The 25,528-nt window shown below is 65.4% G+C and carries 19 protein-coding genes; 13 read left to right on the top strand and 6 right to left on the bottom strand.

Translation table 11 applies throughout. The features are described 5' to 3' along the window. Positions 1–4: 4 nt before the first annotated feature. A complete protein-coding gene (locus ABZS29_RS17850) occupies positions 5–991 on the top strand; it encodes an aldo/keto reductase (protein ID WP_355463119.1) in 987 nt (328 codons plus the stop codon). Positions 992–1,027: 36 nt separating this feature from the next. Further along, complete coding sequence (locus tag ABZS29_RS17845; protein WP_355463117.1) at positions 1,028–1,309, top strand: hypothetical protein; 282 nt, start codon at positions 1,028–1,030, stop codon at positions 1,307–1,309. Between the two features lie 13 nt (positions 1,310–1,322). Here the strand turns inward: ABZS29_RS17845 and ABZS29_RS17840 are convergent, their stop codons facing one another. Genes ABZS29_RS17840 through ABZS29_RS17830 form a run of 3 tightly spaced genes read right to left on the bottom strand, consistent with a single transcriptional unit; the run spans position 1,323 to position 2,330 of the window. Continuing rightward, positions 1,323–1,649, bottom strand: coding sequence for a DUF1048 domain-containing protein (locus tag ABZS29_RS17840; RefSeq protein ID WP_355463115.1), 327 nt, complete (start codon positions 1,647–1,649; stop codon positions 1,323–1,325). A gap of 1 nt (position 1,650) precedes the next feature. Continuing rightward, positions 1,651–2,007 carry a DUF1048 domain-containing protein gene (locus tag ABZS29_RS17835; protein ID WP_355463113.1) on the bottom strand — a complete coding sequence of 119 codons (357 nt, stop codon included), beginning with the start codon at positions 2,005–2,007 and terminating at the stop codon, positions 1,651–1,653. Continuing rightward, the gene (locus ABZS29_RS17830; protein ID WP_355463111.1) at positions 2,004–2,330 is read right to left on the bottom strand and encodes a PadR family transcriptional regulator; all 327 of its coding nucleotides are present in this window, start codon (positions 2,328–2,330) and stop codon (positions 2,004–2,006) included. The genes ABZS29_RS17835 and ABZS29_RS17830 overlap by 4 nt, the downstream gene beginning before the upstream one ends. A gap of 101 nt (positions 2,331–2,431) precedes the next feature. On the opposite strand from ABZS29_RS17830, the gene ABZS29_RS17825 reads away from it, so the two are divergent. From ABZS29_RS17825 to ABZS29_RS17780, 10 genes are all read left to right on the top strand, one after another. Then, on the top strand, positions 2,432–2,674 hold the full coding sequence (locus ABZS29_RS17825) for a hypothetical protein (protein WP_355463109.1): 243 nt from the start codon (positions 2,432–2,434) through the stop codon (positions 2,672–2,674). Between the two features lie 401 nt (positions 2,675–3,075). Beyond that, positions 3,076–5,589, top strand: coding sequence for a family 78 glycoside hydrolase catalytic domain (locus ABZS29_RS17820; RefSeq protein WP_355463107.1), 2,514 nt, complete (start codon positions 3,076–3,078; stop codon positions 5,587–5,589). Between the two features lie 66 nt (positions 5,590–5,655). Next, positions 5,656–9,129 (top strand): glycosyl hydrolase, encoded by a 3,474-nt coding sequence (locus ABZS29_RS17815; RefSeq protein ID WP_355463105.1) that lies wholly within the window; start codon positions 5,656–5,658, stop codon positions 9,127–9,129. 247 nt (positions 9,130–9,376) lie between these two features. Beyond that, positions 9,377–9,964 (top strand): SGNH/GDSL hydrolase family protein, encoded by a 588-nt coding sequence (locus ABZS29_RS17810; protein WP_355463103.1) that lies wholly within the window; start codon positions 9,377–9,379, stop codon positions 9,962–9,964. A 37-nt stretch (positions 9,965–10,001) separates the two neighbouring features. Beyond that, complete coding sequence (locus tag ABZS29_RS17805) at positions 10,002–11,102, top strand: ABC transporter permease subunit (protein WP_355463101.1); 1,101 nt, start codon at positions 10,002–10,004, stop codon at positions 11,100–11,102. A 38-nt stretch (positions 11,103–11,140) separates the two neighbouring features. Further along, positions 11,141–11,989, top strand: a complete 849-nt coding sequence (locus ABZS29_RS17800) for a carbohydrate ABC transporter permease (RefSeq protein WP_355463099.1) — start codon at positions 11,141–11,143, stop codon at positions 11,987–11,989. Positions 11,990–12,043: 54 nt separating this feature from the next. Further along, a complete protein-coding gene (locus ABZS29_RS17795) occupies positions 12,044–13,669 on the top strand; it encodes a hypothetical protein (protein WP_355463097.1) in 1,626 nt (541 codons plus the stop codon). Between the two features lie 195 nt (positions 13,670–13,864). Then, entirely contained in the window at positions 13,865–16,675 is a 2,811-nt protein-coding gene (locus ABZS29_RS17790) for a hypothetical protein (protein WP_355463095.1), read from the top strand. Between the two features lie 188 nt (positions 16,676–16,863). Next, on the top strand, positions 16,864–17,661 hold the full coding sequence (locus ABZS29_RS17785; RefSeq protein WP_355463093.1) for a heparin lyase I family protein: 798 nt from the start codon (positions 16,864–16,866) through the stop codon (positions 17,659–17,661). Between the two features lie 27 nt (positions 17,662–17,688). Next, a complete protein-coding gene (locus tag ABZS29_RS17780; RefSeq protein WP_355463091.1) occupies positions 17,689–18,729 on the top strand; it encodes a LacI family DNA-binding transcriptional regulator in 1,041 nt (346 codons plus the stop codon). Here the strand turns inward: ABZS29_RS17780 and ABZS29_RS17775 are convergent. Both ABZS29_RS17775 and ABZS29_RS17770 read right to left on the bottom strand, forming a co-directional pair. Continuing rightward, positions 18,702–20,729 (bottom strand): glycosyl hydrolase, encoded by a 2,028-nt coding sequence (locus tag ABZS29_RS17775; protein WP_355463089.1) that lies wholly within the window; start codon positions 20,727–20,729, stop codon positions 18,702–18,704. The two genes, ABZS29_RS17780 and ABZS29_RS17775, sit on opposite strands and share 28 nt — an antisense overlap. 93 nt (positions 20,730–20,822) lie before the next feature. Beyond that, positions 20,823–21,836, bottom strand: coding sequence for a LacI family DNA-binding transcriptional regulator (locus tag ABZS29_RS17770; RefSeq protein ID WP_355463087.1), 1,014 nt, complete (start codon positions 21,834–21,836; stop codon positions 20,823–20,825). Between the two features lie 278 nt (positions 21,837–22,114). On the opposite strand from ABZS29_RS17770, the gene ABZS29_RS17765 reads away from it, so the two are divergent. Further along, positions 22,115–23,761, top strand: a complete 1,647-nt coding sequence (locus ABZS29_RS17765; protein ID WP_355463085.1) for a cellulase family glycosylhydrolase — start codon at positions 22,115–22,117, stop codon at positions 23,759–23,761. 65 nt (positions 23,762–23,826) lie between these two features. Here the strand turns inward: ABZS29_RS17765 and ABZS29_RS17760 are convergent, their stop codons facing one another. Further along, positions 23,827–25,464, bottom strand: a complete 1,638-nt coding sequence (locus tag ABZS29_RS17760) for a hypothetical protein (protein ID WP_355463083.1) — start codon at positions 25,462–25,464, stop codon at positions 23,827–23,829. Positions 25,465–25,528 lie beyond the last annotated feature (64 nt).

Genomic DNA, 25,528 nt, shown 5'->3' with positions numbered 1-25,528 from the left:
GCGAATGCATTCACGAAAGCTTGGCCAAGACCTGCAAGTGTCCGCCATCGGTCTGGGTGCCATGGGCATGTCCCAGAGCTATGGGCCGAATCCTGGCGATCGAGAAGCCATGATCGGCGTACTGCGCGCCGCCGTCGAGCGAGGTGTCACCTTCTTCGACACAGCCGAGGTGTACGGCCCGTTCGTCAACGAGGAGCTCGTAGGCGAGGCTCTGGCACCCCTGCGCGACGAGGTCGTGATCGCGACCAAGTTCGGCTGGCGTATCGAGGACGGTCGATCGGTCGGTCTCGACAGCCGTCCCGAACAGATCAAGCGGGTCGCGGACGCGTCGCTGCAGCGTCTCCAGGTCGAATCGATCGACCTGTTCTACCAGCACCGGGTCGACCCCGAGGTACCGATCGAGGACGTCGCCGGCGCAGTCTCCGAGCTGGTCCAGGCGGGCAAGGTACGGCACTTCGGCCTGTCCGAGGCTGCCGCTGCCACCATCCGCCGGGCACACAGCGTCTTCCCGGTGACCGCGGTGCAGAGCGAGTACTCGCTGTGGACCCGTGACCCGGAGCCCGAGGTGCTACCCACCTGCCATGAGCTCGGCATCGGGTTCGTGCCGTTCAGCCCACTCGGCAAAGGGTTCCTGACCGGCAAGGTCACCTCGGCCACGCAGTTCGCATCCGGCGACGTGCGCGCGACGATTCCCAGGTTCGCCGACGAGAACCGCGCCGCCAACCAGGCTCTGGTCGACCACGTCACCCACCTGGCGCAGGCCAAGGACGCCCAGCCGGGCCAGATAGCCCTGGCTTGGCTGCTCGCCCAGCAACCATGGATCGTGCCCATCCCGGGCACACGCCGGATCGAGCGGATCGAGGAGAACACGGCGGCCACGGCGGTGGCGCTCTCAGCCGACGAGATCGCCGACCTCGACGAGCTCGCGACCCGGATCCCGGTCCAGGGCGACCGCTACAACGAACACCACATGTCCCTGGTCGACCGCTGACGCACAAAGGCTTCCTGGTGGCCATCGTCCTGAGGCATGACGAACTTTGCCGCTGACCGATCGACTCTGCGGGCGCTGGCCGACGAAGGCAACGAGAAGGCGCTGAACCGGCTCGCAGACCTGTCCGACGAACGCGGAGATCTCGAGGAGCTGACCGAGTTGCTGGACGAAGGCTGCGACCGCGCGGGATTCTTCCTCACCCGCCGCGCTGTCGCTGCTGGAGACCTCCTGGCCTTGCAGCGCATTCGCGATGCCGGCTACGACCAGGCCGGCGACGAACTCGATCGGCTCCTCGAAGAGTCACCTGGGCGCCAGTGATGTCTGTTCCGTGCTACTTCTCGGCCGTGCCGGGGTTTCGGCTGACGGATTCCTGATAGACGTCCGCGTAGGTGCGGGAATCCTTGACCAGGTCGTCGCAGAAAGCGGCGACGTCGGCACCGATGAGTTGCAGCACTCCCTTGCCCGAAGCAGCCCCTTCCTCGAAGAAGTCGACGAGCCCCGGCAGCAGCGGGCCATCAACCAAGTCGATCGGCCCAACCTTGAACAGGTACCGCTGAATCTCCTGGTAGACGATCTGATAGTCCGGCGGCAGCGCCTTGACCCGCGCCACATGCGCCCGCCATTGCCGCTTGCCTTCGATGATGTCCTGAATACCCACGTCAGCCTCCCAGCCGGTCCAATTTCCGCGCGACGTTCCTGTTCAACTGCTCACGCCACCGGTCGCGATAGTTCCGTGCCCCTTCACCGCCGGCCAGCGCCGCACTGAATCCAACGATGTCGTCACCCACCACCTGGTAAATGCTTTGCCCGTCGGCCGCGGACTCCTCGAGCAGCCCCAAGGCGCCGTCCAGAATCGGCGTCAGATTCCGGCCCGTGAAGTCGGAATACGGCGACAGGTGCGTCTTGATCTCGTCCCACGCGGCCCGGTAGTCGTTCGGCAGCGCCTCGGCCCGGGCCTCGAACGCCTTCCACTCCCTGGTCAGATCGCTGCCGGTGATGGTCTCCCAGAAATTCATCTGCAGCCCTCCTTGAGCTTGTCGATCCGTGTTTTCACGTAGGCCCATTTCGCCCAGAACGTCGCGAGCTCAGCACGCCCTCCGTCATTGAGCGCATAGAACTTGCGCGGCGGCCCCTGCTCGGACGGCCGTTTCGTCACCTGCACGAGCCCGTTCTTCTCCAACCGCAGCAAAATCGTGTAAACCGTGCCCTCGATGACATCGGTGAAGCCGAGGTCGTTGAGCCGCCGCGTGATGGCATACCCGTACGTCTCCTCACCGCTGATGATCTCCAGCACGCAGCCTTCGAGCGTGCCTTTCAGCATCTCCGTCAGACCTTCCATCACGAGCCCTCCCCGCCCCCAGTACTCGGTATCACTGACTACCGGTACACGGTATCACGCAGTAGTGGATCCTGAACGGCCTCTTCTGGAGGAGTACTTCAATGACCGGACGGATCAGTCGGCGCAGTGCCTTGTTGGTGGCCGGTACGGCGGCGGTGGCCGCGAAAGCCGACTATCAGCCGGAAATGTACGCCGGCGTACGTTCCGTGAACATCAAACTGATGATGCTCAACGCGAAAGCGCTGGCTCGTCTCGCGGTCAAGCTGAAGATGCCCGTGGTCCTGGGCGCGGTCGGGGTCACATCAGGCACCAACCATTCGACCCTCGCTGTATTGCGGGGATGAGATTCCCAGCGGCCCCGAGATCGACCGCAGCACGATGAACGCCTGGTACGACGACGCCTTCCGCCGGGCGTTGCAGGGGACCGGCCGTCGCCGATTCGTCATGTGCGGTCTGTGAACCGAGATCTGTCTCGCCTTCCCGGTGGTGGACATGCAGGCCGAAGGTTCCGGTCGACGCCGTCGCCGCTTGGTACACGGCGGAGCTGACCCAGCTCGGTTAGGGCTGACCTGAGCGTTGATCCATGGCCGTCCAGCTGAACCGTGGTCCATCCGTTCGATGACGAAACATCGGATGAATAACGAATGACACCGCTCGTCTGGGCGTGGCCGGTATCGGTCAACAGCTTCCGCTGGTTTCAGAGATCTGATCTATTCTGGCTCGGGCCTTCGGACAGGGAGTGTTAGTGACACTGCGAATCGAACGTCTGCGCGCGGGCGACCGGATCGATCCACTCGGTGCCGATGAGCGGCAACCGGTCTTCAGTTGGACAATTCGGGCGACTGCACGAGCCGAGCGGCAGGTCGCCTGCGAGGTGCAGGTGGCCGGAGATCGCGACTTCGCGACGGTGGCCTGGAGTTCGGGGGAGCGGGCAATCGAGAGGCCGTGGCTCAGGTACGACGGTGTGCCTTTCGGCAGCCGAACTGCCGTTTTCTGGCGAATCAGGGCCAAGGGAATCGCGGAGCAGTGGTCGGCTTGGTCGGAGCCGGCGTCTTATGAGACGGGGCTCGACGTAGGCGATTGGTCGGCCTCCTGGATCACTCACGCGGAGTGGGCGGGGGTCTCCGATCCGAATGCGCTCCCGCTGCTTGCCGCAGAGTTCGAGGTCGCTCAACCGATCCGGTCAGCGCGCTTGTACGTGGCGGGACTGGGCGTCTATGTGGCCGGCCTGAACGGCCAGGCCGTCACCGACGCCGTCCTCGAGCCGCCGTACAGCGACTACGCGCGCACCGTCGACTATTCGACGTACGACGTCGGCCACCTGGTCAGGCAAGGGCTTAACGTTCTCGGCTTGCGACTGGGCACCGGAATCGCCCATGTCACGGCACCCGCCGACCGGTACACGAAGTTCGCGGCCACGATCGCCCGTCCACGAGCGCTTGCCCAGCTGGAGATTGTCGCCGACGACGGATCAATTCAGCGGGTCGTCACCGACGAGACGTGGAGGGCGACGCTCGGACCCACACTGCGGTCCCATTGGTACGGCGGAGAGGTCTTCGACGCACGGAGAGCCGATCCAGATTGGGACAGCCCGGCCGGCGACCGGTCGTCGTGGTCGTCGGCGGTCGTAGTGCCCTGCGAAGTCCGGCTCGCAGCGAGAGCTGCGCCGCCCATCCGGGTGGTTGAAGCTGTTTCGGCCGCAGCGATCAGCGAGCCCGACGAGGGTGTCACAGTCGTCGACCTTGGTGTGAACCTCGCCGGATGGCCCCTGCTCCAGCTGAACACCGAAGCAGGCCACGAGATCACCATCATCCCCGGCGAGATCCTCGACGCTCGTGGCCGGGTCGACCAACGCGAGATCGGAACGCCGGTCGCCAGTTCCTACACGACCACCGGCGGCGAGCAGAGCTGGCATCCGGAGTTCATGTACCACGGCTTCCGCTACCTCGAAGTCCATGGCTTGCCTGCCGGCAGCGGCCCAACCGCCTGCACCGGGCTGGCATTGCGTGCGGACAACGAGAAGACTGGCGAGTTCTCCTGCTCCGACCCGCTGCTGAACGGAATCCACCGGATCATCGATCGCGCCGTACAGAGCAACATGTTCAGCGTGCTGACCGACTGCCCACATCGGGAGAAGCTCGGCTGGCTCGAAGAGACCCACTTGCTCTTCAGCGTCGTCAGTCACGGGTACGACGTACGCGCGTACTACCGCGATCTCGTCCGGCGCATGGCCGAATCCCAGCTGGACAACGGCATGGTGCCCGATATCTCGCCGGAGTACGTGGTCTTCGACGGAGGGTTTCGCGACGACCCCAACTGGGGTGGCGCGATCATCCAGGTGCCGTGGCAGCAGTATCGCGTCTACGGCGACTCACAGACCTTGGCGACCTACTATCCGGCAATGCGCCGCTACCTGCACTATCTGCGGAGCCGGGCCCACGAAGGCCTCCTGGATCACGGATTGGGCGACTGGTACACCTTGGAGGACCCGCCGCCCCGAGCTGCGGTTGCCAGTTGGGGCTTCCAGCGCGCCGCCGACAGACTCGCTCAGATCGCCAACGTGATCGGCAAGCCGGACGAAGCCGACGACCACCGCAGGCTAGCCACTCAGATCCGGACAGCTTTCCACGAGCGCTTCTTCGACGGCACCGACAGCTACGGGGCCGGCCAGGCCATCAACGCACTCGCGCTGGACATGGACGCGGTGCCAGCCGCGCTACGGTCACGGGTCGCGGCGCGACTCGCCCACACGATCAGCGAAGCCGGTGACCACCTGATGGTTGGTGAAGTCACCTTGCCCGCAGTGCTGCGGGCGTTGTCGGCCGGTGGCTACGACGAACTCATCTATCGCGTAGCGTCGCGGACCGACTGGCCGAGCTACGGCTATCAGGTCAAACATGGTGCGACCGCCCTGACCGAGGCCTGGGACGGGCCGACGACCGGTGCCTCTCAGAACCACTTCATGCTTGGCGCGATCGACGACTGGTTCGTTCGGAGGTTGGCCGGTATCGACCAGGCCGATCATTCGGTGGGATACCGGAACGTGGTGATCCGCCCGGCATTGGTTGGTGACCTGACCGCTGCCTCGGCGTCGATCCTGACGCCCTATGGCCGGCTCACCAGCTCATGGACGCGCGATGACCGCGGCGTCCGGCTCGAGGTCGAGATACCGGTGGGGGTCGAGGCGCGCATCGAGCTCCCTGGTCCGTTCGGATCGAGGGAGGTCGGGTCCGGGCGCTGGTCGTTCCACGCCGCCTGACCTCGAACCATCTGCGCGGCTTGCCGCTGCGACCCACTGACCGCTTCTTCGAGAAAGCGAGCTTCGATGACGGAGCCCGAGCTGTCTGCCAGCATGCGTGCCTTGTACGACGTGTTCGCCGCCCCTGACCCGGCGTGCCGTCCGACCCCTTTCTTCTGGTGGAGCGGTGGCGATGTCGATCGCACACGCCTCGCCGCGCAGCTGACTGAGCTCGCCTCCAAAGGCATCGGCGGCACGATCGTCGGCTACAGCCATCTGCCTGACGGCGAACTCGACCACGGCAGCCCCGCGCCGTTGACCGACGAGTGGTGGGAGCTGTTCTGCTGGTTCACCGAGGAGAGCGCTCGGTGGGGTATGACCGTCGGCTTTCAGGACTACGGCATCAACGGCCCCATCCTGCGCAGAGCCGGCGAGCAGACCCGTGAGTTCGGTGCGGGGACGCTCGAGCATGCGGTTGAGCGGCGTACCGGACCTGCGACGTACGAGATCCCGGCTGGAGGTCGCGCCGTTGTTGCGGTGGTGGGCCGAGATGGGTCGGGCTCCGTGCAGGCGCTCGCGGTCACTGGCCCGACGTACGCGGTACCGCCGGGGGAGTGGGAGGTGTCGATCGTGCTGAAGCGCGAGGGATCGATCGGCTCGCACCGGTCGTCGTTCGACCCGATGCATCCGCAGTCCGGCGCTTTGTTGATCGAGCTGCTGTACCAGCCGTTCCGCGACCGTCTGGGATTGCATTTCGGGACGACCTTCACGACGTTCTTTCAAGACGAGCTGTACTTCGGGCTGCAGATGCCGTTGTGGAACGACCTGGTCGCCGCGCACCTTCGCGAGCTGCACGATTTCGACCATCGCGAATGGCTACCCGCGCTGTGGCTCGACCTCGGGCCGCGGACGCACCTCTTCCGTGCCGCGTATCGCGATACCGTCGTCGGGTTGCTCGAGGATCACTATTTCCGACCGATCTTCAAATGGCACGAACGGCACGGCACGTCGATGTTCATGGACCAGATCGCCCGCGGCGATCTCCGCGCTGGCCGGCACGCCTACGGCGACTACCTGCAGATGATGCGCTGGTACAACGGCCCGGGCAACGACGATCCGGACCTCACCGCCCCGCGCGCGGTCGCGGCCTTCAAGGTCAGTACGTCGATCGCCCGGCTGAACGACCGGCCGATAGTGCCCAGCGAAGCGTTCCACAGCAGCGGCTGGGGCATACCTCCGGCGAAGATCCTGGGCGGCCTGAACGCCGGTTTCGGGTACGGCGTGAATCAGGTGATCATGCACGGCCTGAACCACACCACCGAGGGCGGCTGGTGGGAGTGGGCGTCGCCCGACTTCCATTTCCGGCAGCCTTGGTGGCAGCATTCCGAGGCGCTGTGGACCTACATCACCCGGATCAGTGCCCTGCTGCGATACGGCACCGGCGTCGCCGAGGTCGCGGTCCTGGATCCAACGCAGGATCTCGACCTGACGGGCGAAACCACAGGGTCACCCGAGTTTGCCGTCAAGGTGCTCGCGACGCTCGCGGAGGCCGGTCATGACAGCGACCTGATCGACTCGCACCATCTCGCTCAGGCGCGGACCGTCGACCAGCGCCTGACGGTCGGCAACTGCGCCTACCGGGCCTTGGTGGTGCCGGACCTCCACGCCGTACGAGACGAGACGCTGAGGGCCATCAGGCGGTACGCCGAAGCCGGCGGAACCGTCATCGTGCTAGGAGACGTCCCCACGCTGACGGAACTTGGACCTTGCCCGGCCGGCAGTTGGAACTTCGCACTGATGCTCGCAGCGGACGACTTGCCGAGCATGTTGCGGCTGTTGTCCAGCCGCTGGGAACCCGACTTCGACGCCCTAGGCAGCGGATTGGTCGCGAGCCACCGCCGATCCGGTACGACGGACCTCTACTTCATCACGAATGTCGGGGATGCTGCGGTCGAAGCGTCGATCGATGTCCGCGCTCAGGGCAGGGTGGAGACCTTCGATGCCTGGACAGGCTCGATCCGCCCGCGGGACTCGCGACCCGCACCCGGCAAGCAAGTGAGTACCCGACTGGACATCGACCTCGCGCCCGGCTCGGCCACAGTGGTGGTGATCGATGGAAGCCGCCCGGCGCTACCCGTGAGCGAACCGGCAGCATCGGACAGGACCGTTGAGCTCGTCGGACCATGGCGGTTGCAGGTCGAGCCGACACTGGACAACTCGTTCGGTGACTTCGAGTACGGTGCCGAGCCGCTCGGAGTCGAAACCTGGCACCTCTCGACCAGTGCGTCTCCGGAGGGACCGTGGACCAGCACCTGCGCGCGCGACGGAGTCAAGTTCCTTGCCTTGGGCCCCGTCCCGCCCAGCAGCGTCGACGAGGTCGAGAAGCTCGTACTCCGCGACGGGCCTCGAGCCGTCGTGGACTCGGCCAGATGGCGGCCGTACAGCTTCTCTTATCAGACCGGTGTCACGGGGGACCCGCTGTTGCTCGACCGGATGACGGGTCCCCACGGACTCAAGAACGTTCCCGACGAGTTCCTCGATCCTCAGGTGCTGGACTCCGATGCACCGGCCGGCTCCGTGTATTACTTCTGGTCGACGATCGAGGTGGGCAATGCTGCGGAGGTCCTGACAGTGGCGGCGGGCTCGCGATCGCCGTACCGGGTATGGATCGACGGCGAGCCCTCGCTCAGCCGGACCGCCGAGGTCGCACCGCGGCGAACTCCCGCCTGGAACCTCCGCGATCTAAGCGTCGAAACCCAGTTGTCCGAAGTGTCGTTGATTCCAGGCCGGCACTCTGTGCTCCTGCGCCTAGAAGTTTCCGGCGGCCAGCCGACCCGAGCTTTCGTGGCCGTTGGCACCGACATCCCGCAGGAACCGCCGCGAGCCAGGCTGCGCTGGTGGTTCGGCAATCAGCCCTGCTTGACCTTCGATCCGCTGCCTAACGCCCAGCCGGTCTGGATTCGCACGCTCACCCCGCCAGGATTCCAGGCCGCTGAGCTCCGCACGGCCGGAACCATCCGTACGGCGACGCTGGTGTCGTCCCACGAGGCGATGAGTATCGACTCCAACGATCGAGGCCGCAGTGTCATCAGGGCGAGCGGACTGGTCGAGAGTCGGGACGAACTGCTGATTGAGGTGGACCGCGGCACCTTCGGCTATCGCGGTGCGGCGGTCCTCACTGGACCGATCACCTGGACACTCGGTCCGGGATCAGCATCTACTGCCTCCTTCGTCGATCACGGCTTGCACGACTTCTCAGGCATTGTTCGCTACCAGACCGACTTCGATTGGCAGACCACGGACGAGACCGTCCAGCTCTCGATCCCGGGCCTGGAGTCCTCCGCGCGAATTCACGTCAACGGTCAGCCGCTTGCCGACTTGCCGACACCGTGGCAGGAGGTCGACATCACCGCGGGCCTCCGCGACGGTAGGAACACCGTGGAGGTCGAGGTGGCGAACACGCTTCAAAATCGCTTCTCAATCCTGCCCTCGCCCTTCACGAAGATGCAGCAAGCAGGCGGCGGCTTCACCTGTCTTCGACTGCGAGCAGTCCGGCGCTGAGGTTTCAGCGAGCGAAGATCAGCAGAAGAACCCCGGTCACCACCAGCGACAGGAGAAGAGACAGACCGCAGCCGAGCCGGTTGCTGAAGAAGAGAAACATCTGTTCACCATTCGAGAGCGTGACGAGGTCAGTGACAGACTGACAACCCATCGGTGCCCCGGCGTAAACCGATGAGTACGCGTCTCGCTCCGGCTAGAGAGGTCAGCGTTGAACATCACCGGAACATTCTTGCCGGCGGGATCCCTGGTGGTGTTCCAGGGGGACTCGATCACGGATGGCGGGCGGGGGCGAACTGACGATCCGAATCATGTGCTCGGGCACTCGTATCCGTTCTTGATCGCGTCCGAGGCCGCGGCACGACACCCTGAGCGTGGCTGGCGTTTCGTCAACCGCGGAGTGAGCGGCGATAAGGTGTCGGACCTGGCTGCGCGTTGGCAGGAGGACGCGCTGGACCACCAGCCTGATGTGCTGAGCGTCCTGGTTGGTGTGAACGGCATCGACGAACTGAGATTCGAGTCGGAGTACCGGTTGTTGCTGGAGCGGACTCTCTCGGCGCTGCCGTCAGTGCGGTTGGTGCTGGGCGAGCCGTTCTATCTGCCGACGAGCCCGGTGGAGTCCGAGCGGGAGGCTTGGGCTGCCGCGGTGAAGGCCCGGGCCACGATCGTGCGCGGCTTGGCCGATCAGTTCGGGGCGACCTTCGTGCCTTACCAAGCCGCGCTCGACGCCGCCGTCACGCGGGCTCCGGCGGAGTGCTGGGTGTGGGACGGCATCCATCCGACGTACGCCGGTCAGCGGATCCTCGCTGACGCCTGGATCACCGCAGTACAGGCCTGACCGCCGCCACCTCCGCATTACTTGCTAGCGGCAACTTTTGGCGGATCGAAATTTTCGCTACTGCCGGACAGTATTGACCGGGCCCTGCGGCGCTCATACCTTGCGTGTGATCGATCGGGTCGGCGTCCACTGTGCGGAGAAGACATTGAATGGCATTTGGAGAACGTCGGCGCGTCAAGTCTCGTGGAGGCACCGCGGGGAGGTGGTCAGCACCGCGGCCAACTCGTCCGGCCGGCGCTTCGAGCGGCTGCGGCGGGACTGGCCGCTGATCGCGCTTTCCGTGCCAGGTATGGCGTTCTTCGTGGTGTTCTTCTATCTTCCGATCTTCGGCAACGTCATCGCCTTCAAGGACTACCAGCCGTTTCTGGGCATCCGGGACTCACCGTGGGTGGGGTTCAGTAACTTCTCGATCCTGTTCAACGGCGATCCGGCGTTCTTGCAGGCACTGGGCAACACGCTCATCATCCTTACGCTGCAGGTGCTGGTCGTCTTCCCGATCCCGATCGGTATGGCGATCCTGCTGGACAGCTTCCTGTCCGAGCGGATCAAGCGGGCGATCCAGAGCGTGCTTTACCTGCCGCACTTCATGTCATGGGTCATCGTCGTCGCCATCTTCCAGCAGATGCTGGGCGGCGGGGGACTGATGAATTCGTTGCTTCGTACCCATGAACTCGGGGCGATCGACATCATCGGCGATCCCAGCCTGTTCAAGCTGCTGATCACCAGCCAGGTCATCTGGAAGGACACCGGCTGGGCGATGATCTTGTTCCTGGCCGCCCTGTCCGGGATCAACCCGAATCTGTACGAAGCGGCAGCGGTCGACGGTGCAGCGGCCTGGCGACGCACTTGGCATGTCACGTTGCCCGGCCTGCGTGGACTGATCGTCCTGCTGCTGATTCTGCGGCTCGGGGACGCGTTGACGGTCGGCTTCGAGCAAATCGTGCTGCAGCAGCCTCAAGTCGGTCTCGAGGCCTCGGAGGTGCTCGACACCTACGTCTACAACAACGGCATCCTCGGCGGGCAATGGGGAATCAGCGCGGCTGTCGGCCTGGTCAAAGGTCTGGTGGGTGTGTTTCTCGTTCTTTCTGCGAACAAGGTCGCGCACATCTTCGGTGAGAGAGGGATCTACCAATCATGAGCGGCTCTGTAGTCAGTAGACGAGCGCATGGTGTCCCGGTGGCCTTCCGCAGTGTCAGGTTCCTTGTCTTTGCTGTTGCCATCGTTCTCGTCGTCCTTCCGTTCGTCTCAGTCGTCTCGACCAGCCTGAGCGACCAGGAGACCTTGAACCGGGCCGGGGGATTCGTGCTGTGGACAAACAGTCCGACCCTCGACTCCTATCGGCAGGTCTTCGACGGTGGCATCGTGACGCGAGCGCTGCTGGTCAGCGCCACGGTCACCGCGGTCGGGACAGCGATCAGCGTCTCGGCCACCATCGGATTGGCGTTCGGGCTGTCGCGTCCGAAGTCGCCGGGATCGAAGCCGATCCTGATGATGGTGCTGTTCACTTTGCTGTTCTCACCGGGGCTGATCCCGTCGTACCTGATGGTCAAGCAGCTCGGCCTGATCGACTCCTACTGGGCCTTGATCCTGCCGGTGGCGGTGAATGCGTTCAACGTCATTGTGGTCCGGTCGTTCTTCATGGACCTGCCGCAGGAGCTGATCGACAGCGCCCGCATCGATGGCGCGACGGAGTGGAAGATCCTGACCCGGATCACGCTGCCGTTGTCCAGAGCCGCGATCGCCGTGGTGTCGCTGTTCTACGGCGTCGGCTACTGGAACGCGTTCTTCAACGCGATGTTGTACCTGAACGACGCCGCCAAATGGCCGCTCCAGCTCGTACTGCGGCAGTACGCCATCAACGGCAACGCTTTCGATCCGGCCGGCTCCCAGGGGTTCGTTCCGCCCCCTCAGCAGGCGATGCAGATGGCCGTTCTGGTGGTCTCCATCGTGCCTGTGATCGTCGTTTACCCGTTCCTGCAAAAGCACTTCGCCAAGGGCATGCTGACCGGAGCGGTGAAGGGTTAGGCCGATCGATGACGCTCAGCCTGTCGCAGTATCCCTCGCTTTAAGGAGATTCCCATGACCACCTCTGCGATCAGTCGACGCAGCGTCCTCGGCGGACTGGCGGCTGCCGCGGTCGCCGGAACCACTGGCCTGACTGCCTGCTCACCCTCGAACGGATCGGCGGGTGGCGGCACCATCAAGGCTGTGCCGCTGCCCACCTACGTTCCGCATCAGGGCGCGAAGCCCGATCTGCCGGCCGGCGAGAACGGCGTACGGGCCGGCTATCTGAAGTACCCGCTCGACTCCCTGGTGAAGACGGTCGACGAGGTTCCGGGGGCTGGTGGGACGATCCGGTACCAGACCTTCAACTTCGGTGCCAGCCCGACTCAGCGCGAGCGCAACCTGTACTGGCAGGACATGGAGCGGCGCGTCGGTGTGAAGTGGGAGTACTACGGCGTCCCCGGCGACAACTATCTGGCCAAGGTGCAGACCACGATCGCCGGCGGCGACCTGCCCGAGTGCATGACCTTCGGTTCGCCGTACTTCGCCGTACCCCAGCTGCCTCAGTTGCTCGACTCGAAGTTCACCGATCTGAGCGACTACCTGTCCGGCGACAACGTCAAGAAGTATCCGAACCTGGCTGGCTTGTCGACTTCTGCCTGGAAGGGCGCGGTGTACAACGGCCGCATCTACGGACTGCCCCGTCAGGCGGCCACGATCTCCGGGATCTGGTTCGTGCACGCCGACAAGTTCGCGGCCGCCGGCTTCCCGGACAACCCGAAGAATCCCGACGAACTGTTCGAAGCCCTGAAGGCGGCGAACAGTCCGAAGAACGGTACCTGGGCGATCACCAATCCGTCCACGGCCCTGCAGATGGCTCGCGTCGTCGTAGGCGCCGGACAGGACTGGACGGTTGCCGATGGCAAGTTCACCTCGGTCTACGAGACCGAGGCCTACATCAAGGCCCTCGAGTACGCCGCCAAGGCCAACGCGGCCGGGCTGCTGAACCCGGACGGGCCGACCGCGGACGGCAACGTGCTGTTCACCTCCGGCAAGGCCCTGCTGGCCATCGGCTCCACGCCGGCCTGGGGCGTCAACTACGACACTCTGAAGCAGCAAGGCGGCAAGCTGGGGGCCTGGGTGGGCTACAAGGCCGATGGAACACTGGCACCGGTGGCGGCCGCGCCCGCGCACTCCTTCTTCACCGCGATCAAGAAGGGGCTGAGCAAGGAGCGAATCGAGGAGATCTTGCGGGTCGCGAACTACACGGCTGCCCCCTTCGGCTCCGAGGAGGAGTTCGCCATCTCCTTCGGGGTCAAGGGCATCCACCACACCGTCACTGGCGGTACGCCGGTGCAGACTCCGAAGTACAAGCAGGATGCGCCGCTCGGATTCAACTACCTCGCGGCAGCCCCCGTGCCGATCATCAATACGGTCAACCCCGACCAGGTTCAGCTCACGCACGACTACGAGTCGCTGGTGGCCAAAGCGGTCGTGACCGAGCCGACGACGGGGCTGTACTCGACCACCGAGGGCACCCAGGGCGCCGTCCTCAGAAAGCTGGCCGGCGACTTCGCCAACGACATCGTCCTCGGACGGAAGAAGCCCGCGGACTGGACCCGCACCGGATTGCCGCAGTGGAAGGCCCGGGGCGGCGACAAGCTCGCCACCGAGTACGCCGAAGCTGCCGCGGGCAGCTGACGCTCTTCTTGTCCTGACCCCACGTCGTACCGCCCGGGCCGCTCCATGGTCCCGGGCAGTACGGCGTTGTGCGCGGTGGCTCCGAAATTTTTCGACTCTGCCTCGGCATTGATGACATCTGGACGTAACGCGATATTGATCTCGCCGTCACTACATCAGTAGCCGTCGGCAACAGTGATCAAAGGAGAGCATCGGATGAGACTCACCAGACGCGGGCTGCTCGGCGCAGGAGCCGCTGGGGCCATGGCGGCCTTCCTCCCCGACGTGGCCTCCGCAAGCAGCGTCTTGTCGTCAGCTTTCGCCGCGACTGCCGTCGCGCATCCCCGGATCTACACCGATGCGGCCGGCCGTGACGCGCTGATCGCCAAGCTGAGCACGGCGGAGTGGGCGAAGGCGTCCCTGGCAGCATTGAAGGCGTCCATCGATCCGCTGGCTGATCGGCACCAAACAGATCCGGCGTGGATTCTGTCGCGGATGTCGATGTTCTGGACCGAAGGACAGCGCTTCACCCAGATCTATGTCGCGAAGCAGAACTTCGCCCGCGGCGAGGGCAACGCACCGGTGCCCACCCTGCGGATGGACGCCACGAGGGTCTGGAACTCGAACAAGAACGCTCCGCTCGCCCAGCGCCTGCCGTACAGCGCCGACGGTTCGATGATCAACACCGAGGGGCAGACGATCCCGTACCTGACCACCGGGCACATGGTGCGCCTCAACAACGAGGAGCTGCTGTCCATCGCACAGCAGGCTGCCTTCCTGCACTGGGTCACGGCCGACGACAAGTACGCCAAGCTCGGCGCGGACATCTACTGGCAGTGGCTGCTGGGCGTCTACTACATGAAGCCGATGCTCGACCCGACCAAGTCCTTGGGCGGCCCTGGCGGCTACGCGCCAGGCGGCATCGGCGGCTACTACGACTACGAAGTCATTCACGACGTGATGGGCGGCATGGCCGCGCCGGTCTACGACCTGCTCTACGACTATCTCCACGCACACCCCGACCCGCACGCCGTTGCGATCGGCCGGACCGTGGCCGAGCTCTCCACCGAGGTCTTCAAGCGGTTCATCGAGATCGGCCTGGTCCGCGGCGGTTTCTCCGGCAACTGGAACGTCAACGGATGGAGCAGCATCCTGCCGGCCATCCTGGCGCTGGAGCCCAACGACCAGTACGCCGACGGCAAGGGCCGCGAGTTCTACCTGAACGGCTACACGACTGCGAGCACCGTCTATCACCAGTGTCTGCCTGACTTGTTGCGTGAGTACGACCAGATCACGGGCCTGTGGCACGAATCGCCGATGTACTCCTTCGGCACCATCTCGACGCTGGTCGACTTCGCGCTGCCGATCGAACGCGCGGGCGTCGACACCATCGGCGGCAACGCCACGATGCAGAAGGCCGCGCTCGCGATCACACCCTGGTTGGATGCCCGCGGCAACACTGTCGTGTTCGGCGACGGCCGCGGCGGGTCGCCGGGCTACCTCGCCTTCGAACGGCTCCTGACCTACTACCTGGGTCACGGTGACACCCCACGCGCGACGCAGATGGCCGAGGTACTGCGCAATGCTGTTGCCGCCGGCCAGTACAACCGCACGACAACCAGCTGGACCAATCTCATCTTCAACGTCGACCTGGACACGGTCCCCGTCAGTACGTCGCAGAGCGCCGGCGTCCGTACGGCGTACTCGGCGCATCACCGCCACATCACGATGAAGAACCGCAACGACGTCGCCTCCGGCCTGATGGCGACCCTCTACGGCGGTCACGGCTCGACCGACCACCTCAACCCCAACGGGCTCGCCCTGCAGCTGTACGGGCAAGGATGGGCGCTGGCTCCGAACGCGAAGGCGTACGAGTCGTACTGGACGGCCGATTACAAGTACCACAGCGGTCCTGCCGGAGCGAACACGATCGTGCCCGGTTACAGCTACGGCCCGGTGACGGTCAACGCGATGGAGCCGGCCGTCCCGGCTGATGCCTTCACCAACAAAACCGAGATCTCTGCCGAGGTGCAGTTCGCCGATGTGTCGGCTGCCGAGAAGCGCCGGCAGGTGACGGTCGTCCGCACGTCCGAGACCACGGGCTACTACGTCGATGTCTTCCGGTCCGACCAAGCCGACAACGACTACCTGCATCACAACCTTGGCAACACCCTCGCAGTGTCCGACGGTGCCGGCGCACCGCTCAGCCTGAGCCCCGCGACCGATCTCGGTACGGCGAACAACCCGGCGTACTCCTACTTCGGTAATGTTCGCAGCGTCGGTCACTCCGGCGACCTGCGAGCCCGCTGGGCCATCGACGCGTCTGCCACGACACCCGAGATCGGCATGGACCTGTGGATGTCAGGTCAGACCGGACGCACTCTGTACGCCGTCGACGCACCGGCCACAACTCTGGGCGACACAGTCACCCCCAACGGCGTCAACAAGCTCCCGCAGACCACGCCCACGCTCATCGTGCGGCAAACCGGCAACAATGCCGCTAGTGCGCCGTTCGTCGCCGTCTTCGAGCCGACGCTTGGTGGCGATCGACGTCTGCAGAGCATCACGACGTTGGCCTCCACTCCGACCTTCGTTGGTCTGAAGATCGAGAGCACCCGGCGTACCGACTACCTATTGAGTTCGCCGGACGGCGGCACGCAGGTCCTGCAGCCTGGCCTCGAGTTCACCGGTACCCACGCAGTCGTCGCGGAGGCTCGAACCGGCGTCGACTTCCTCTACCTCGGCCACGGCACCGACCTGAGGTTCGGTCGCCATCGTCTGACCGCCGTCGCCGATGCTCCGATCGCCGCCGGACTGAGCCGAGCGGGAACAGATTGGCAGTACTCGGCCGATGCCGCGGTGACCGTCACGTTGCCGCTGCACGGCCATGCGAGAAAGGCCAAGATCCAGTACCGCACCAGCACCGGCTACGTCACGGCGGCCAGCGTCATCGATCCGCGTCACCAGACCATCTCGGCCGAACTCCCAGCCGGCTACGGCGTTTCACTGCGCATCGCCGACCGCTGACACAGGACCTCATGACTTCTCCCGTTTCACGACGTCCACATGGCCGGCCGCGTCGGCAGCACCGGCGCGGCAGGTCCCCACCACCGCCCCACCTCGGCCCAAGGAGATCCACCATGGCCACATGCCCTCCCCCCGCCCACTCCTTCAAGCCCCGGTCCCGCCGGCGCGCCGCCCGTGTCCTGGCCTGCTTGTCGGGTCTCAGCCTGGTGCTGGGATCCGCCGGTCCGGTCTCGGCACAGCTCAGCTCGGTCGTCGAAACGAACACCGCCACTCAGAAGGAAACCGGCTTCGAAGACGGCAACATCACTCCGTTCTGGACCTGCACCACTCAAAGCCCCAACTACGGTCGTGCCGCTACCTACAACGGCGCCAGGGCCATGCAGTTCTACTGGACCCAGGTCGGGTACGACGGCACCCGGATGGACCGCGGGGCCGAAGCCTGCAGCGATCTCAAGGTCTACAAAGAAGGCTGGTACGGCTTCAAGTTCCTGCTGCCCTCGTCCGGGTACCCACGCGACAAGTCTGCAGTTATCGCGCAGATCTTCGGCAACGGCGGCTGTAGCTCCTGGGCCGGGACGCTCCAGGTGAAGAGCAACGAACTGTGGGTCGACCACCGCGGTGCCTGCGCCAGCGCCACCTCGACGCGCCTGGACACGAACATCGCCCGCGACGCATGGCGGTCGGTCATCATCCACTATGTGGTCTCGAAGGCCAACGCCGGCCGGGTCGAAGTCTGGTACAACGGCGCGGGCAAGAGCACACCGACGTACCGGGCCACCAACATCAACTTCGCTTCGTGGGGCACGTACGACGGCGACAGCCTGGCCAAGATCGCCGGCAACCACATCGGTCTGAAGTTCGGCATGTACTGCTACGACGACGGCCACTACACAACCGGTGAGAACCGGACCATGTACTACGACAACGTCAGCCAGCTCGACGGCAACCCCAGCAACGCCTTCGACCTGGTCAACCCCAACGGATAATTTCCTGCTCTGGCGTACAGTGCGGGGATGAGCGACCGGACCGTGCGACCGCCGACCCTGGCGGTCGTCGCCAGACACGCCGGCGTCTCAGTACCTACCGTCTCGAAGGTTTTGCGCGGCCGATCCGACGTGGCCGCTGCGACGCGGGCCAAGGTCAACGAGGTGCTCGACGCCTTGCACTACCCCCGGCAGGAGAAGGTCGCCGGGCTCTCGTTGATCGACGTCGTACTGAACGAGCTGAACACCACCTGGGCGGCAAAGTTGCTCGCGGCACTCGAATTCGAGGCGCGTGAGCAGGGGCTGAGCATGGTCGTCAACTCACTGCCTGATCCGGCGACCCGCTTGGCTCCACCTCGGCGCTGGCTGGAGAATCTGGCCGGCCGTGGGAGCAGCGGCGTCGTCGGCGTGATGATCGAGCTGTCGGATGCTCAGCGCGAGTACCTGCTCTCCCAAGAGCTACCGGTCTGCATCATCGACGGAAAGACTCAGCCCGCCGGGATCAGCGGTGTTCGCCTGCTGAACTACGAGGCTGAGCACAGGGCAACTCGCCACCTGATCGAGTTGGGCCATCGGAGAATCGCGATGGTCACCGGAGCTGAGAAGAACCTCGAATCCGCGCGGCGGCTGGAGGGCTACCGCGCGGCGCTCGAGGAGGCCGGCATCGAGCTGGACGACCGCCTGGTCGAACGCGGAGGCTTCACGGCCGACGGGGCGATCGCGGCAACGAGGCGCCTGGTTCAGTGCAGCGGCCGCCCGACCGCGATCGTGTACGGGTCGGACAAGATGGCGCTGGCCGGGTACGGCGTCCTGGCCGCACAGGGGCTGCGGATCCCGGACGACATCTCGGTGATCGGATTCGATGACACCGTCGATTGCGACCTCGCCCAGCCCCCACTGTCCACCGTCGCGCAGCCCGTGGCAGCCATGGCCAAAACAGCCATCGGTATCCTCACGGGCTCGATCGACAGCGGCGGCGGGACGATGTTCGAGCTGGCGGCCGAGCTCACCCTGCGCTCATCGACGGCGCCGCTGGGGCGACGTCAGGCAGCGCGGATGTCATCGACGTAGACGACCCCGCTGGTCGGGGCCCCGTCGCCGTGGCCCAGGTAGAGGTTGAACGCCGTCAGCTTGCTGAGGTGTGCGGCGTCGAGGACGGCGCCGGCGTGGGCGGTGTCCCAAGGAGCAGGCTTGAACTCGTTGAACGGCGCAACGATGTTCTGCCCGGCCGTGCTCGTCAGGGGGACGTTGTACTCGAAATAGACGCCATCGGCAACAAGCTGGAGCGTGGCGCCGTTGCCCGAACCGTCGCCCTGTAGCCACAGCTGCAGCGAGCTGAAGACAGACCAGTCCGCGTCGATGGGCTTCCCGATACCGGTGTAGCCGGCGCTGGCGAAGTCGTATCCGTAGGCCAGCCCGTACGATCCTGCGCTCTTGTGCCTAGGGGACAGGGCGGTGGTGTTGGTGTTGACGTGGCTGTACGCCTCGCTGAGCGTCAGGTCGTCTCCCGCATAGCCTTCGAAGTCGTCCACCCATCCTGCGGCGAGCGGTGGCACCTCGCCGAGCAACACCAGCGCCGAGTCGGTCAAGACACGTCCGTGCACAGTGGCCTTCACCGTGAGGGTGACTTTGCGGTTGTCCAGCCAGCTGGGATCGATCGACCAGTCGGCCGAGTAGAACCCGTCGGCGTCTCGCCGCAGCGGCCGGCCTGGACCGTCGTTGACCGAGTAGATGATCCGACCGGCGGCTGCACCGGTCACCCGCACCCGAACTTTGGCCTGGGTCGTGGTGACGCGCTGACGATCGGTGGGCGTCACCAGATGGAGGTACGGCGCGTTGTGGACCGGTCGAGTCCGGACGAAGAACGCTCCGTGGACTCCCGAGGCGAAGACGGAGTACGGGTCGTTCGCGAAGGCGGTGAAGTCCGGCAGCATCACGTGCGCGGGTACGCCGTCGTGGGCCGGATACGGGACGTAGGCACGGTTCGTCCCGCCGAAGTTGGCCCAGGTCAGCATGAACGACACGCGGCGCGCGAGTGGGTCTGCCTCGAGTGCGCCGAGGAGCTTGGTGAACCACTGCGGGTCGCCACCTTCGGGACCGGATTCGCCGAACTCGGTGTACGCCGCGACCTTGCCGCGCTGGTCGGCGAGCCGAACGACCATCCCGAGATCCTTGACGAGCCCGTTGAGCCAGGCGGCCGAGCCCGAGGTGCCGTCGTACGCGTCGTAGCCCAGGATGTCGACGAACTCGTCACCAGGGTAGGTCTTCAGATAGCCGGTGGGGTCACCGCCGAAGCCGCTGTTGGGAGAGTAGGCGTACAACAGGTTGTGGACCTGCTTGGTGTCGCGCAGGTACTCGACGGTGTAGCGATAGATCTCGACGTACTCCGCTGAGGTGGTGTGCCCGGCGCCCCACCAGAACCAGCCACCGTTGTTCTCGTGGAAAGGCCGGAAGATGACCGGGATCGCGCTGCCGTCGCGCCGCCTCGCGCCAGTGACCGCAGCGGCGATGCGGTCCAGGAAGGCGCGGAACGCGGCGTTCTTCGCCCCACCGGGCAGGATCTGGCTGACCACGCGGCCGGAGGTGTCGTAGAAGCCTCCACCGGTGACGAAGTTGGGAAGGTGAGCGCTGAGGGTGTTCACCCCTCCCCGGGCATCTCCTTGCTCGAGCGCCCAGCTGAGGGCCTTGGTGTTGGCCGCCTCCGATGCCCCGGGTGCGCCCGGGCGCTCCTTGCCTTCCAGGATCAAGGTGTCCCAGCCGAAGACCGCGGGATAGTCGCCCACCGCCGCCTTGGTGTCGGATGCCTTGCCGGTCGGGGTGTCGAAGGTGAAGCCGTGCGACAGATCGTGCTGATGACCGAACAGGATCCCGTTGCCTTGCGTTTGCTGGAGATAGGCGAACAAGGACCGCGTGGCCGGCGTCGCGCGGTCGTCGACGATCTGTACGGCGGGCGGCAGGCTCGATCGTGTTTCGGCCGCCCGTGCGGGAGTCTGCAGGCCCGACGCTGCGATGCCGGCGATGCCGACGAATGTCAGCGCGCGGCGCAGGGCGTGTCCACCAAAGTTCGGCATCGCAGCCTCCCGGACATGAAGCGCTTAAGTAAATTGCGCCCGACCATAGGCTCGCAGTTCCTGCCGGTCAAGAGTTGAGACTGGATGTTGTGCTTAAGCCCTTAAGGGCCCAGAGCTCTGGCGAATCCGGAGCTGGGGTGTGGAGTAGAGATGTGCGGCGGGGGCGGCGCCTTCGAGGAGGTCGAACAGTCGTGTCGCCACCTCGGCGCCGTACCCGACCACGTCGTGGCTCATCGCGGTCAACGTGGGATGGGTGATCCGGCACAAGGCCGAGTCGTCCCAGGCGATCAGGGTAACGTCGTCCGGGCAGCGGATGTCGAGATTGTCCAGTGCGGACAAGCCTGCGACGGCCATCAGGTCGTTGTCGTAGATGATCGCCGTCGGTCGTCCGGTGGACGCCATCAGTGTGCGGGTGGCCGCGGCGCCCTGGGCGCCGGAGAAGTCGGTGTGGACGACCTCGGCCGACAATCCGGTACGGCGGGTCGCCGCCGCGAAGGCGGTGTCGCGGATCCAGACGTGGCCGTGGTCGGCGGGACCGGCGATGCGGGCGATCCGGCGGTGACCGAGCTCGGCGAGATGATCGACGGCCGCTGACATCGCCGTCGTACTGTCGGTCCAGACGCACGCGAGGCCGTCGGCCAGTTGCGGGTCACCGACCAGGACGGCAGGGAGTCCCAGCCGTTTCAGGAGCGGGATCCGGGCGTCGTCGGCGTTGACGTCGACGACCACGACGCCGTCGACCCGCTTCTCCCTGGACCATTTCCGGTACGCCGCCAGCTCCTCGTCCGGGCCGTTCACCATCCGCAGCGCGAGGGTGTAGGACCGTTGCCCGAGAACACCTTCCAGGCCGGCGACGAAAGCCATGTAGAACGGCTCCTCGCTCAGTGTTTGCGCCGGTCGCGCGAGGATCAGCCCGAGGGTCTCGCTGCGCGCGACCGACAGTTGACGGGCGACCTGGTTCGGCGCCCAGTCGAGCTCGTCGGCGATCTGCAGCACCCTGGCCCTGGTCGCCTCCGACACCCCCGGCTGACCGTTCAGCGCGTAGGTGACCGCGGCCTTCGACACCCCGGCCCGCCGGGCGATCTCCCGGATCGTCACCTTCACCACGGAGCGTCCTCCCGGTCGTCGCGGACGTCGCGCGACGTCGTGGCCAGGAACTTACCCGAGCTTGGATCTTGTCGTCACTGGACCGGGCAAGTAACGTCCAGCATCAAGGCTACTGGACCGGTCCAGTAGCAAGCACCCGCCCCTTCTCATGTGCCGGCATGCTCGGCGCGAGCGCAGTGATCGGCCGTGTCGCGTTCGGTTCTTACGGCCGCACCAGAGCAGTGCGCCGGTGCGCGTCGTACCGCCCCAGATCCGTAGACCTTCCACCGGAGGGACGCATGACAAAACGATTGAACTTCGCAGTCCTGTTCGTGCTGCTGGCATCCATGCTCTTCGTCGCACCCGCTGCTCGGACGGCGCCGGTCGCCCGAGCAGCAGAGGCCGCAGCCACCAGAATCATGCCGCTGGGCGACTCCATCACCGGTTCACCCGGCTGCTGGCGAGCTCTGCTGTGGCGGCATCTACGCGACTCCGGCCACCCGAACATCGACTTTGTCGGCACGCTGCCGGCCCAAGGGTGCGGATTCGCCTACGACGGCGAGAACGAAGGGCACGGTGGGTTCCTGGCGACCGGTATCGTGCGCAACAACCAGCTCCCGGGATGGCTGGCCACGACGCGGCCCGACATCGTGCTGATGCACCTGGGCACCAACGACGTGTGGAACAACATCTCCACCAGCTCGATTCTGAACGCCTACACCACTCTGCTCGGTCAGATGCGTGCAAGCAATCCGCGGATCAAGCTCGTCATGGCCCGCATCATCCCGATGAACCCGTCCGGCTGCACCGCCTGCGGACAGCGCGTCGTGGACCTGAACAGCGCAATTCCGGGGTGGGCACGAGCGCACAGCACGGCCGCCTCCCCGATCACCGTCGTCGACCAATGGAGCGGCTTCAACACCGCGACCGACACCGCCGACGGCGTACATCCCAACAGCACCTCGGGAATCCAGAAGATCGAACGGCGCTGGTACCCCGCGGTCGTGGCGGCCCTGCCGCCGACGTTGGCTCCGGAGGCCGTTGGCCTTCGCGTCAGCGGCACCCGGATCGTCGAGGCGAACGGCGCCACGTTCGTCATGCGTGGCGTCAATCATCCGTACGTCTGGTACCCCAGCCAGAACAGCTCCTTCGCCAACATCAAAGCCACCGGCGCCAACACGATCCGCGTGGTGCTCGGAAGCGGCAAGCGGTGGGGACCGACCTCGGTGAACGAGGTCACCAACATCGTCTCGTTGTGCAAGCAGTCCCGGCTGATCTGCGTCCTGGAGGTGCACGACACCACCGGGTACGGCGACGAGGGAGCGGCCGCGACTCTGGACCAGGCGGCGAGCTATTGGATCAGTGTCGCCGGAGCGCTCCGCGGCCAAGAGAACTATGTCGTCATCAACCTCGGCAACGAACCGTTCGGCAACAATCAGCAGGTCAGCGCAACCTGGGCGAGTGCCACCACCAGCGCGATCCGGCGGCTCCGCTCGGCCGGGTTCCAGCACCTCCTGATGGCGGACGCGCCGATGTGGGGCCAGGACTGGCAGAACATCATGCGCGACAACGCTGGGTCGGTCCTGAACTCCGACCCGCAGCGCAACACGGTGTTCTCGATCCACATGTACGGCGTGTACAACACGGCGGCCAAGGTGAACGCCTACTTCGATGCGTTCCGCAATGCCGGTCTTCCCCTCGTCGTCGGCGAGTTCGGCAGCATGCACAGCGACGGTGATCCGGACGAGAACACGATCATGGCTCAGGCACAATCCCGCGGCCTGGGCTACCTGGGCTGGTCCTGGAGCGGCAACGGCGGCGGCGTCGAGTACCTCGACATGGTCAGATCGTTCAACCCGTCCAACCTGACGACATGGGGCCAGCGGTTCCTCAACGGAACCAATGGAATCCGTCAGAGCTCCCGACAAGCCACCATCTACGGCTGAGCAGCAAGCCGATGAGTGCGGGCGGCATCACCGGTGCCGCCCGCCCGAGATGGTCGACGTGGTCGTCAGCTGGTTCGGTTCGCGACAGCTGTGATCAGGCAGATCGACCAGGGCGCCAGGTCCTGCTGGAGGCGCAGCCGTCCGTGCCGGTCGGCATGAGCGGTGCGGAGATGGGTGCTGTCGGCCATCATTCGGAGCTGGTCGAGTTGTTCACGGGTCGGTGCTGAGGGTGATCCCATCCGGCGCCAGGCTTCGATCGCGTTGCCGTGGGTGGCGTCGAGGATCTCTGTGAAGACGCCGGATCCGGGCGCGAGGTTCGTGAGATCCAGCTCGAGCCGCCGCGGCGATCCAGTGCGGGCTGTCAGGTCCGCGACCTGCCGGTTGTCGAACGATGCGGGGACCGAGCGGTCGACCTCCGGCGGATAGTGGTAGGCGAGGATCGCGATCTGCCCGGAGCGGCTGTGCCGGCTGGCAACCGCGAAGGTGGTCCGGCCGAGCAAAGTGTCACCCAGCCGATGCAGCATCCGATAAGCATGGAAGGTCGGCTTCACCACTCCGGGCAGCGTGATGAGGCCGAATCCGCCGTGAAAGAGCTCGTCACCGGCGCCGACCTCTTCGAACACGTCGGTGAAGGTCCAGTAGGCGAGCGAATCGACCTGGCCGAGCCCGCCGTTCACGGCCTTGGCGATGAAGGTGGCTGCCGGCAACTGGTCGTGGGTGTGGTCGCGGGACGACGAGGAGGAGTTCCATTCGGTGAGGTGGAGTTCGGCATCCGGAAATGCGCTGGCATCTATCAGTCTGCGGAGCTTTCGCAGGTCCGACGGGGTGGCCTCGGAGTTGCGCGTGAGCTTCGCGCCCCGGCCGTGTTCGTCGAGTGCCCAGTCGGTGGGGTAGGGGTGGCAGGAGACGAAGTCCACGGGAAGCCCGCGCTCGGCGGCGAACTCGAGGAAGGCCTCGACCCACACCGGGTTCCAGTCGAGCTGATCGAGGGTGTCCGGGCCGGCCACGATGTGCTGGGTGACGTCTTCGGTCTCGCCTGCGAAGCGCTGGTCGGCGACGAAGTTCGAGGTGGCCGGACCGCCGACCCGGAGCCGGCTGTCGACGGCCTTGACCGCCTGCGCGCTGACGGCGTACAGCTGCAGGTACTCGCTCCGGGTGCCGCGGAAGAAGGGATCGAGGTTGGGTTCGTTCCAGACCTCGAAGTACCAGTGTGTCAGTTCGTTGATGCCGTAGCGGGCGACCCAGTGTTCGAGAGTTCGGGTGATCAGCCGTTGCCACGCGTCGTAGTCTTTGGGCGGTGAGCCGTGACCGTTCCACCAGAACACCGTGTTCTTCTCCCGGGCGAGATCGCCGGGGCTGAAGCCGAATTCGACGAACGGCCGGATGCCTAGCCCGAGCAGCCGGTCGAAGACGGCGTCGACGTACTGGAAGTTGAAGATCTCGTTGCCGTCGGCATCGATTCGATAGACGAACATGTCGTCATGAAACAGACCGTGAAAGCGGACGTACTCGAAGCCGCAGTCGGCGACCGCCCGGGTCAGATGATCCTGCCAGTCGGCCCGTAGCGCTTCGTGGGCGCGGCCCGCTCCGACGACTCGCGACCAGTAGTGGTCGAGCGGCGTACCGGTGCTGAGGGCATCTACCGCCAGTACGTCGACTTCCGAATCGTCCTGCAGGCGGGGCGGATTGGCCAGGTCGGTCACGCGGGCTCCTGACGGGTGCGGCGATGGAGTGCAAAGCTGACCCCAGAGTCGTCGTCCAGAACGA

It is taken from the genome of Kribbella sp. NPDC005582 (assembly GCF_040605415.1).
In the GTDB taxonomy this organism is placed as follows: Bacteria; Actinomycetota; Actinomycetes; order Propionibacteriales; family Kribbellaceae; genus Kribbella.
The sequence above is the reverse complement of the archived record's forward strand: the minus strand, read 5'-3'. Positions and strand labels throughout refer to the sequence as shown.

Bases quoted from the DNA above. Each gene is read 5' to 3' on its own strand.
- ABZS29_RS17815 (WP_355463105.1), top strand. From the start codon at position 5,656: ATGACGGAGCCCGAGCTGTCTGCCAGCATGCGTGCCTTGTACGACGTG.
- ABZS29_RS17850 (WP_355463119.1), top strand. From the start codon at position 5: ATGCATTCACGAAAGCTTGGCCAAGACCTGCAAGTGTCCGCCATCGGT.
- ABZS29_RS17780 (WP_355463091.1), top strand. From the start codon at position 17,689: ATGAGCGACCGGACCGTGCGACCGCCGACCCTGGCGGTCGTCGCCAGA.
- ABZS29_RS17795 (WP_355463097.1), top strand. From the start codon at position 12,044: ATGACCACCTCTGCGATCAGTCGACGCAGCGTCCTCGGCGGACTGGCG.
- ABZS29_RS17830 (WP_355463111.1), bottom strand. From the start codon at position 2,330: ATGGAAGGTCTGACGGAGATGCTGAAAGGCACGCTCGAAGGCTGCGTG.
- ABZS29_RS17845 (WP_355463117.1), top strand. From the start codon at position 1,028: ATGACGAACTTTGCCGCTGACCGATCGACTCTGCGGGCGCTGGCCGAC.
- ABZS29_RS17835 (WP_355463113.1), bottom strand. From the start codon at position 2,007: ATGAATTTCTGGGAGACCATCACCGGCAGCGATCTGACCAGGGAGTGG.
- ABZS29_RS17825 (WP_355463109.1), top strand. From the start codon at position 2,432: ATGACCGGACGGATCAGTCGGCGCAGTGCCTTGTTGGTGGCCGGTACG.
- ABZS29_RS17765 (WP_355463085.1), top strand. From the start codon at position 22,115: ATGACAAAACGATTGAACTTCGCAGTCCTGTTCGTGCTGCTGGCATCC.
- ABZS29_RS17790 (WP_355463095.1), top strand. From the start codon at position 13,865: ATGAGACTCACCAGACGCGGGCTGCTCGGCGCAGGAGCCGCTGGGGCC.
- ABZS29_RS17775 (WP_355463089.1), bottom strand. From the start codon at position 20,729: ATGCCGAACTTTGGTGGACACGCCCTGCGCCGCGCGCTGACATTCGTC.